7 protein-coding genes are annotated in these 9,044 nt (G+C 44.3%); 5 read left to right on the top strand and 2 right to left on the bottom strand.

The window, feature by feature from the left end:
- Positions 1-16 precede the first annotated feature (16 nt).
- From AB0763_RS05440 to AB0763_RS05430, 3 genes are all read left to right on the top strand, one after another.
- Positions 17-1,330 carry a methyl-accepting chemotaxis protein gene (locus AB0763_RS05440; RefSeq protein WP_306101257.1) on the top strand — a complete coding sequence of 438 codons (1,314 nt, stop codon included), beginning with the start codon at positions 17-19 and terminating at the stop codon, positions 1,328-1,330.
- A gap of 340 nt (positions 1,331-1,670) precedes the next feature.
- On the top strand, positions 1,671-1,895 hold the full coding sequence (locus AB0763_RS05435) for a hypothetical protein (protein WP_306101258.1): 225 nt from the start codon (positions 1,671-1,673) through the stop codon (positions 1,893-1,895).
- A 137-nt stretch (positions 1,896-2,032) separates the two neighbouring features.
- Complete coding sequence (locus tag AB0763_RS05430) at positions 2,033-3,238, top strand: DEAD/DEAH box helicase (RefSeq protein WP_306101259.1); 1,206 nt, start codon at positions 2,033-2,035, stop codon at positions 3,236-3,238.
- A 119-nt stretch (positions 3,239-3,357) separates the two neighbouring features.
- Here the strand turns inward: AB0763_RS05430 and AB0763_RS05425 are convergent, their stop codons facing one another.
- On the bottom strand, positions 3,358-4,518 hold the full coding sequence (locus AB0763_RS05425; protein ID WP_306101260.1) for a benzoate/H(+) symporter BenE family transporter: 1,161 nt from the start codon (positions 4,516-4,518) through the stop codon (positions 3,358-3,360).
- Between the two features lie 86 nt (positions 4,519-4,604).
- Here AB0763_RS05425 and AB0763_RS05420 point away from each other — a divergent pair, with 86 nt between their 5' ends.
- Positions 4,605-5,150, top strand: coding sequence for a helix-turn-helix domain-containing protein (locus tag AB0763_RS05420; protein ID WP_306101261.1), 546 nt, complete (start codon positions 4,605-4,607; stop codon positions 5,148-5,150).
- 54 nt (positions 5,151-5,204) lie between these two features.
- Here the strand turns inward: AB0763_RS05420 and AB0763_RS05415 are convergent, their stop codons facing one another.
- Positions 5,205-7,682, bottom strand: a complete 2,478-nt coding sequence (locus AB0763_RS05415) for a molybdopterin oxidoreductase family protein (RefSeq protein ID WP_306101262.1) — start codon at positions 7,680-7,682, stop codon at positions 5,205-5,207.
- A 516-nt stretch (positions 7,683-8,198) separates the two neighbouring features.
- Here AB0763_RS05415 and cobA point away from each other — a divergent pair.
- Positions 8,199-9,014 carry a uroporphyrinogen-III C-methyltransferase gene (cobA, locus tag AB0763_RS05410; RefSeq protein ID WP_306101263.1) on the top strand — a complete coding sequence of 272 codons (816 nt, stop codon included), beginning with the start codon at positions 8,199-8,201 and terminating at the stop codon, positions 9,012-9,014.
- The last annotated feature ends 30 nt before the right edge of the window (positions 9,015-9,044 follow it).

The raw sequence follows: 9,044 nt of genomic DNA, 5'->3' as shown, positions 1-9,044 counted from the left end.
ACTCAAGAGAACTCATATGTTTTTAAATTCGTCGCACAAAAAGAGAATACAACAACTCGAAGAAGAGCTTTTTATTCTAAAACAAGTGCAACACAGCCTTGAACAAGACATGCTACACATCACGTTAGATTCAAAGGGCGTTATTTCTGAGGTCAATAACAACCTGAAACAAGAGATGGCGTACAAAACTGAGACCCTTGTCGGCACCAAATTAATTGATAAGGTGCCTGAGGTTTCAAGAAAAACAGGGCATTTTTTAAAAATGTCTGAGGCAATACGGAAAGGTGAGCACTGGAATGGCGCATTGCAATTTCTCAAGGGCGACGGAAGTGAAGCGTGGTTGAGAGCCATTTTACAACCCGTAAAAAATAGCCAAGGTCAGTTGTTGTCATTCGTTGTCTTTGCTTCTGAGCTAACTCGCACAATTCAATCTTCGCGGGAACAGCAGGACATGCTAAAAGCTCTGCACCGCTCCACAGCAGTTATTGAGTTTACACCGGAAGGCATTATTCTTGATGCGAATACAAACTTTTTGTCCACGGTGAATTATAAGCTTGAGGACATCAAAGGTAAGCATCATCGCATGTTTTGCGATCACGACCTATCGTCTTCTCACGAGTACGCTGAGTTTTGGAAAAAACTGGCCAGCGGCCAATTCATTTCCGACCGCTTCAAGCGCATCGACAGCATGGGCAACGAAATTTGGTTAGAAGCGTCCTATAACCCTATTCGCGATGAAAATGGCCGTTTGTACAAAGTGGTAAAATTTGCCACCGCGATTACTGACCAAATTAATCAAGAGCGAGCGGTATCTCAAGCAGCAACCATCGCTTTTGATGTTTCAGAAACCACGGGACGCCAAACTATAGAAGGGCGAACGGTTGTTGAAAATACCATAGAAAGAATGACCGAGCTTGAGCAACTCATGCACCAAGCTAACGCCAGTGTTGATGCACTTAATGAGCAATCGCAAAAAATCAGTGAGTTGGTTGGGAGTATTAACGGCATTGCAGATCAAACCAACTTATTGGCATTGAATGCCGCCATTGAAGCCGCACGCGCAGGTGAACAAGGGCGAGGTTTTGCCGTTGTTGCCGACGAAGTAAGACAACTGGCCTCTCGAACCAGTGCCACGACTGAGGAAATTGTTAGCGTTGTCAGTGAGAACCAAAAACGCACAACCAATGCAGTCAACTTAATTGCTCAATGCCAAACACAAGCCCAGCAAGCCCTAGAATATTCAAACCAAGCAGGTTCGGTCATGGATGACATTCAACTTGGCGCGCAAAAAGTCGTGGATGCCGTTAGTCAATTTAACCGAAATTTATAACCGCAAATTTATCTGATGCATGATGTGAATAATCGTCTCAAACAGGCTTGGTTAATCGGGCCTGTTTTATTTTGAGTGTATTATCGTTCAATGTCCTTTTCAGAAATAACCGCTTAAGTTTGTATTATCCAAACCGTGCCTTCCGATCACCTTTTCAAAGTGGTGCCTAACTCACCATGACTCATAAGTGTCAACAAGGTTGTACACCTCGCCACTCCTCACGTCGTTTTGGTGAAATAAAATAATTGTGGCATACCTCTCAAGCGCATTTTTTAACTGGCACTTAATTTGCTGTTTCTTTTTTGAAGATCGAATCAAAAATGAAGAGCTCGGAGGATTTATGCAAGAACAATTAATTAACTCATTACATAATTTCAGCCGCTTAAAACAAAATGAACAAAAGCAAGGTCATTTCGACTCAAAAACCACAGTCGCATTAATTTATTGTTATTCAGACAGTATGGTCGAAGCACTAGTGAACTCCGGGAACAAGGATATTGCTCATCGCATAAAACTGGAAGCCCAACAAATCATCGATCAAGTCGCAGGGTTGAATGGCGGTTAAAAGACACGCAATGACAAGTTTTTGCGAGTAAATTAAATTACGATGTGAGCGACAAGCGTGATAAACTTTAACCCCCTGGTGTTGAGATTATTGTTCTCTTAACTCAGGTCTCATCCACTTTTACGGTTAGGTCTATCATGTCTTTTTCTACCCTTGGACTGCGAGCTGAGCTTTTGCAAGCCATCACTGAGCTCAACTATCAAACTCCAACCCCGATTCAATATCAAGCCATCCCACTGATCAAAAACGGGGATAATCTCATTGCCGCAGCGCAAACCGGCACGGGTAAAACCGCCAGTTTCGCCCTGCCTATTTTAGAGCGTTTAGCCCAAGGAAAGACGGTGCGTAAAAAGCGTGCCCGAGCACTCATTTTAACCCCGACGCGAGAGCTAGCCCTACAAGTTGCAGAACATACCCAAGCGCTAAGTCAGCACTTGCCATTAAAAACCTTAGCTATTTTTGGTGGTGTTGATGATAAGTCACAAAAACAGGCTTTGATTGACGGTGTAGATATCGTCGTCGCCACACCGGGTCGATTACTCGACTTGTACACCCAAAGAGCCATTCACTTTGACGAAATTGAAGTCATGGTCCTTGATGAAGCTGACAAGATGCTGGATATGGGCTTTATCGAGAAAATTAATACCGTCCTTGAACGAATCCCACAAGATGCACAATGCTTATTGTTTTCGGCGACACTATCTCGGCCGGTAAGGGAGTTAGCGAAAACCGCAATTGACAACGCCAAAGAAATTTCTATCGCCAAACATCAAGCCTCCAAAAGCAACATCGAGCAATGGCTTATTGCGGTAGACAAAGATCAAAAGTCGTCCCTGCTTGCACACTTGATTAAAGAAAATCATTGGCAACAAACCTTAATTTTTATTGAAACAAAGCACGGAGCGGCAAAGTTAGCAGAGCAACTAGGCAAAAGAGGCATCCACGCCGAAGCGTTCCACAGCGGTCGTAGTCAGGCCATTAGAGAACAACTGCTCAGTGATTTTAAACAAGGTAAGCTTGATTTTCTCATCGCAACCGGAGTGGGTGCTCGCGGGATTGATATTTCCGAACTCCCACGCGTGATAAATTACGACTTGCCTTACCCAGCAGATGAATACGTTCATCGTATTGGTCGAACTGGGCGGGCAGGTGCATCTGGTGAAGCCATCTCACTGGTATCAAAGGACAATTTCAAAAACCTTTGTATGATTGAAAGCCGTTTAGGACATTTGATAGAACGCCGAGAAATAGAAGGATTTGTTCCTCGTAAACCGGTACCGATTTCTATTCTTAATTATGTCCCCAAACACAGACGCCCAAATTCAGAGAATGCCAAGCGATAACGTACTGAACAGACGTTGATTGACAGGCCGTACTTCCCTACCTAATGCCTGTACTCAGGTAGGGAATCATGGCTCACTCATTGTTACCTTGTTGACTGTGGTACTTACTGGCAATATTGTTATTGCTGCTTATGCCTCTTTGAGACTTGTAGCACGAGCCCTCCAGCCATCAAACCCCATAAAGTGGCACTGACACCAGCGACATTGATCCCCGATAGAATCACTAAAAACGTGACGAGAGCCGCTTCGCGATACACTTCATTTTGAAAAGCCTGAGTTAAACACATCAGCAAAGTACCCAATAAGGCAAAGCTCGCTAACATCACAGTGACACCTGATGGTAATTGAGTAAACACACTGACCACAGTGGTCGCAAATACCCCTGCCAATAGATAAAAGACGCCAGCCCAAATTGCTGAGCGATATCGCTGTGAAGCGTCTTGATCAACATCCTGGTTCAAACAAAGCGCCGCAGAAATCGCTGCTAAATTAATACTAAATCCACCTAAGCAAGCGGTTGTGGCATTTAAAAGCCCCATGGTCACTAAAACCGGTTTGACTGATAATGAAAAATCAAATTGACGAACCATGGCAATACCAGGCAAGTTTTGCGACAACATCGTCAATAAATACAAAGGAAGCGCTAGATTTAATATCGCCAAACCATCAAATGTCGGCGTCATCCATTGCCAAGTAGAAAAAGTAAGGCGAATGGGTTGATCAAAAAATCCGTAAAACAACGCATAAATAAGCGTGACGAATAACAAGCTCGCCATGGTATATTTCGGCCACATGGCTTTCACGGTCAAATAGATGGCCAATAAAATTAAAAATAAGTCGCTATACTGTGAGGCAGCAGAAAAACCTTTTATGCAAAAAGGTAATAATATTGCCGCTAACATCGCGGTAGATAAGGAAGCAGGCAGGTTTTGTAACCAGTGATTTAGCGGGCGTATAAAACCGCTGATCACCGTAAATACCCCAACGATGACACAGGCCCCAATCACTTCACCCAGAGTGTAACTTCCCGCATTGGCAACCAAAAAAGCCGCACCGGGTGTCGACCATGCTGTCAATATCGGTGTTTTATACCACCAAGAAAGACCGATCGAAGACACGCCCATAATCAGTCCGAGCACTAATAACCAACTCTCCAATTGTCCTTGAGTTGCCCCTGCAGTCAAGGCCGCTTGCATGACAATGACAACTGAACTGGTGTACCCGACCAATACAGCAGAAAAACCGGCAAAAAAATGACTTAACTTCCATGAATGACTCACAACTTTCCCCTAAGCGCGATATTGTAATTATATGCGAGATGACGCACACTATAGCATCGGACGTTATAACGCACAACGGAGGCGTAATGGATAAAGACACACCAACTCAACGGTTGATTCAATCTGTCGCGAGTCATTTGAAAAAAACCAGAGAAAAGCAAGGATTGAGTTTAGAAGCCACGGCAAAACGCACCGGAGTCTCTAAAGCCATGCTTGGGCAAATTGAGCGTTCAGAGTCCAATCCAACGATTGCCACCTTGTGGAAAATTGCCAACGGACTGAATACGTCTTTTTCAGCCTTTTTAGCCAAAAGTGATACCGAAGCGTATCACGGCGGAGTGGTGGATGAAGAGGGAATACAAATCAAAACCTTATTCCCGTATCACCCACAAACTCATATTGAAAGCTTTGTCATCACCTTGACTCACTTTCATCAACAATTATCCCCGGCACACGCCATTGGCGTTATCGAGTATCTTTATGTACTCGAAGGCGAGATCGCTGTATTGCACGACGGGGTATGGCAACGATTAAACGCCGGGGATGCTTTACAGTTTCATGGCGATCAACCACATGGCTATCAAGCGATGACCGAAAAGTGTGTCTTTCACAATACCATTTATTATCCCTAGCACTCACCAGTATCCATCAGAATACGATTTAACTGTCCCTTTTATGGGTTCAACTTAGACCGCCAACTTTTCAACCTCGCCTAAAGGATCGGGATCATTAAATAGTGCGATCAAATCACTTTTTCCTTCAGTGTTTGACCCGTTGAGCCAATGGCACGCAAAAGCCACCTGTTCTTGATCTTGATGTTGCTCAATAAACAGTGAAATAGACCCATTAGGTTTTGAATAGGTGAACATTTTCATTTTGGCAAAGCCCTTTAAACCGTGCTGAAGAACACGCCTAAACTCAGTTTCGCTCAATGTAGACTCAAGATGATACAAATAGCCATTTGCCACTTTTTCACGTGCCCAATACTCAATATCACTCGGTATAGACAATACGTGTTGGGAAATCACCCTCGCCTTTGCGTTCATGGTAACAGGTTCAACCTTAACCGGCGTATGCTTAAATTCAGGCTGACCAGAGAATGAATCGATACGAGCATCGATTAATTGACACACTTTGGCGTTTGACGCCGTCATTTCATTCCAATGGATAGGGGCAAAGACTTGTTCGCTTTGCATAGATTCATCTCTGATGACACGCAGTAAACAATGCCCTTGTGGACTACTTACTTTGACAATCTTACCTTCTTGTAATCCATGGGTTTGCATGGTGTCTGGGTGGATAAGCAGATAGGGCTCGGCACGAAATTCCCCCAAGCGTGTAGACAGTCCGGTGCGCGTCATCGTATGCCAGTGATCACGTGTTCTGCCACTATTGAGCAATAATGGCCAACTCGTATTGGTGGTCACGCTTGGCAACTGGGTTTTAACGGCAATAAACTGAGCTTTTTTATTGGCCGTATAGAATTGCTTATCGGCAAAAAATCGTTGGTTGACGACTGACTTTTGAATGGATTTAACCGGCCATTGTTGAGGTGTAAGTGCCTGATATTCTTTATCGCTTATCACCGTCAGTGCACTTAAATCTAAATCACGGGCTCGAGATTGCTGACCAAGACTGGTCAATTGGGCGTATTCACGAAAAATATCCCCTTCATGTACGTAGTTAAAATGTTGAGAAAAACCCATTTTTTTCGCCACTTCACTCACCATCCACCAATCGGGTTTGGCGTCACCTGGGCTCGGTAATAACCGGCGCTGACGAGAAAGTCGACGCTCAGAGTTCGTCACTGTGCCAGACTTTTCACTCCAACCTTGGGCCGGCAATAATATATCAGCAAAAGCGGTCGTTGCTGTGTCTTCAATACAATCGGAAACCACAACCAATGGGCATTTTGTCAAAGCGCGCTTAATTTTATCGCTATTGGGTAAGCTCACCACCGGATTGGTCGCCATAATCCAAATCGCTTTGATTTCTCCCCTATCAATGGCATCAAACATATCGACCGCCTTTAAGCCAGGTGTTAAAGCCAATTGTTCGCTATGCCAAAACGCTTTTAATAATTCGATGTCTTTTGAGCAATCAAATTCCAAGTGCGCGGCAAGCATACTGGCCAGTGCACCGACTTCTCGACCGCCCATCGCATTTGGCTGACCTGTTACAGAAAAAGGCCCCATTCCTGGCAAGCCGATTTTGCCGGTGGCAAGGTGACAATTAATGATACTGTTGACCTTGTCTGAGCCTTGAGAGGATTGATTGACCCCTTGAGAGTAAATACTCAGTACTTTTTTGTGTTGGGCAAAATATTGATAGAAAAGCTCAATCTGTTCTTCTTGCAACCCGCTTATCTTTGCAACCTCATCAATAGCGAGACCCTTATCCCTTGCCTGCTGAAAACCGTCGGTGTGCTGCGTAACAAAGTTGTGATCGAGGTAATCGTGTTGCACCAAGTAGTGAAGCAAACCATTAAATAGCGCCACGTCACTGCCAGAAGCCAAAGGCAAATGTAAATCGGCTATCTCACAACTTTCATTGCGCCGCGGATCGACCACCACAATTTTCATCGCCGGGTTTTGCTGTTTCGCCGCTCTTAACCTTTGATACAATACCGGGTGACACCAGGCCAAATTAGAGCCTATTAATAAAACCACCTCAGCAAGCTCAATGTCTTCATAACACACTGGTACGGTATCTGAGCCAAAAGCGCGTTTGTGGCCAACCACTGATGAAGCCATACACAATCGAGAATTACTGTCGATGTTCGAGCTGCCAATAAACCCTTTCATCAGCTTATTTGCGACATAATAATCTTCAATGAGCAACTGGCCAGAAACATAAAATGCGACGGAGTCTGGCCCATACTGTTCAATGGTTTGACGAAACGTATCGGCTACCTGGCTTAGCGCATCATGCCAGTCTGTTGGCTCAAAGCCCCGCTCCGTTCTCACTTTAGGCTGAGTAAGTCGGCCATCTTCAATCACCGTCTCACCTAGGGCAATCCCTTTTGTGCACAATTTACCAAAGTTGGCTGGGTGCGATTTATCACCACGGACCTCTAATTGACCATCAGGTTTAGGCCTAGCCTCAACACCACAACCAACTCCGCAATACGCACATGTTGTTTTGATCCATCCTTCACTGTCCATTGCACCCTACCTGGTTACTTTTTTATTCATACACAGCGACTTTGCAAATCACATTCCACATCAATCACAACAGAAAAAATAACGACAAATCGCGTCCAAATCCCCCTATCTCGATGAATAGAAAAAGGTTTTCAACGCAAAAAAGTCACAACCTAAACAAAATAAGATCATGTAATTTATACACTTTATATTTTTTACCGCGTTTTTTATTCAAGCCGTACACACTGCGGCATGTTCTGCTAACCGTAGGCAATAAACGTATTTTACTCCTCTCTATTTATAGCTCATGGCAATACGCCTTTGGGCGTAGTTTTCCCTGTTGTGATAGCAACGCGCACTATCACTGTCCAAACTACTCCTCTTGTCTAGCGAGTAAAATCCACACGTACAAGGCCCTAAAAATTAAATTTTAACCATAAAAATCATATAGATAAGAAAAGTAATTCGCATAAGGTACAAAATGGCACTGATATTGCCCTATTACCGTTAACGCGTGTCGGCACATGGAGAAAAAGGATGTCTTCAAATCAATCTTATCAAGCACAAGTGAGTTTAGTTGGTGCAGGTCCTGGCGACCCTGAACTGCTCACATTAAAAGCACTAAAAGCGATTCAAAGCGCCGAAGTCATTGTCTACGACAACCTCGTTAGCCAAGAAATTCGTGACCTGTTTCCTCACAAGGCCAGCCAGGTTTACGTTGGAAAAATGAAAGGATGTCACCGCTTTAAACAAGACGATATCAACCTTTTATTGGTTAACTTTGCCGAGCAAGGTAAAAGAGTGTGCCGTGTTAAAGGAGGCGATGCGTTTGTTTTTGGGCGAGGCAGTGAAGAAATGCTTTATCTCGCCAAAGCTGGAGTGAACCTTGAAGTCATACCCGGTATCACCGCGGCCTCGGGATGCTCTACCTACGCGAATATCCCATTAACCCATCGAGGTTTATCTCAGGGCTGTACCTTTATCACCGCCCATGCAGACAAAGAACTCAACATACAATGGCAGGCCCTCGCCGACTTAAAGCAAACCTTAGTCATTTATATGGGGCTGACCAAAACAGACCAAATTCAAAATTCTTTGATGGCAGCCAAGATGTCTCCTTATACCCCGGTCGCCTTAATTGAAAAAGGCTGTACACCATCGCAAAGAACCCTAATTGGTCAACTCAAAGACCTTAGTGAGTTAGTCGCCGAGCACCAGGTTCAATCACCAGCACTGATCGTGATCGGTGAGGTGGTCAATGTCTCGTCCCAGATGTCACAACTCACCGATCAAATACAGCGACAAAACGCGCAACAAGAACAATACACAGCGCCGTTGGCCCAAGTGGTTTAAGCAATAAGAAAATTAAACAGGAAGTGAACT

It is taken from the genome of Vibrio sp. HB236076, from assembly GCF_040957575.1.
Classification (GTDB): domain Bacteria; phylum Pseudomonadota; class Gammaproteobacteria; order Enterobacterales; family Vibrionaceae; genus Vibrio.
Note: the sequence above shows the minus strand (reverse complement) of the source record. Positions and strands in the feature narration are given on the sequence as shown.

Bases quoted from the DNA above. Each gene is read 5' to 3' on its own strand.
- AB0763_RS05440 (WP_306101257.1), top strand. From the start codon at position 17: ATGTTTTTAAATTCGTCGCACAAAAAGAGAATACAACAACTCGAAGAA.
- AB0763_RS05435 (WP_306101258.1), top strand. From the start codon at position 1,671: ATGCAAGAACAATTAATTAACTCATTACATAATTTCAGCCGCTTAAAA.
- AB0763_RS05430 (WP_306101259.1), top strand. From the start codon at position 2,033: ATGTCTTTTTCTACCCTTGGACTGCGAGCTGAGCTTTTGCAAGCCATC.
- AB0763_RS05420 (WP_306101261.1), top strand. From the start codon at position 4,605: ATGGATAAAGACACACCAACTCAACGGTTGATTCAATCTGTCGCGAGT.
- AB0763_RS05415 (WP_306101262.1), bottom strand. From the start codon at position 7,682: ATGGACAGTGAAGGATGGATCAAAACAACATGTGCGTATTGCGGAGTT.
- cobA (WP_306101263.1), top strand. From the start codon at position 8,199: ATGTCTTCAAATCAATCTTATCAAGCACAAGTGAGTTTAGTTGGTGCA.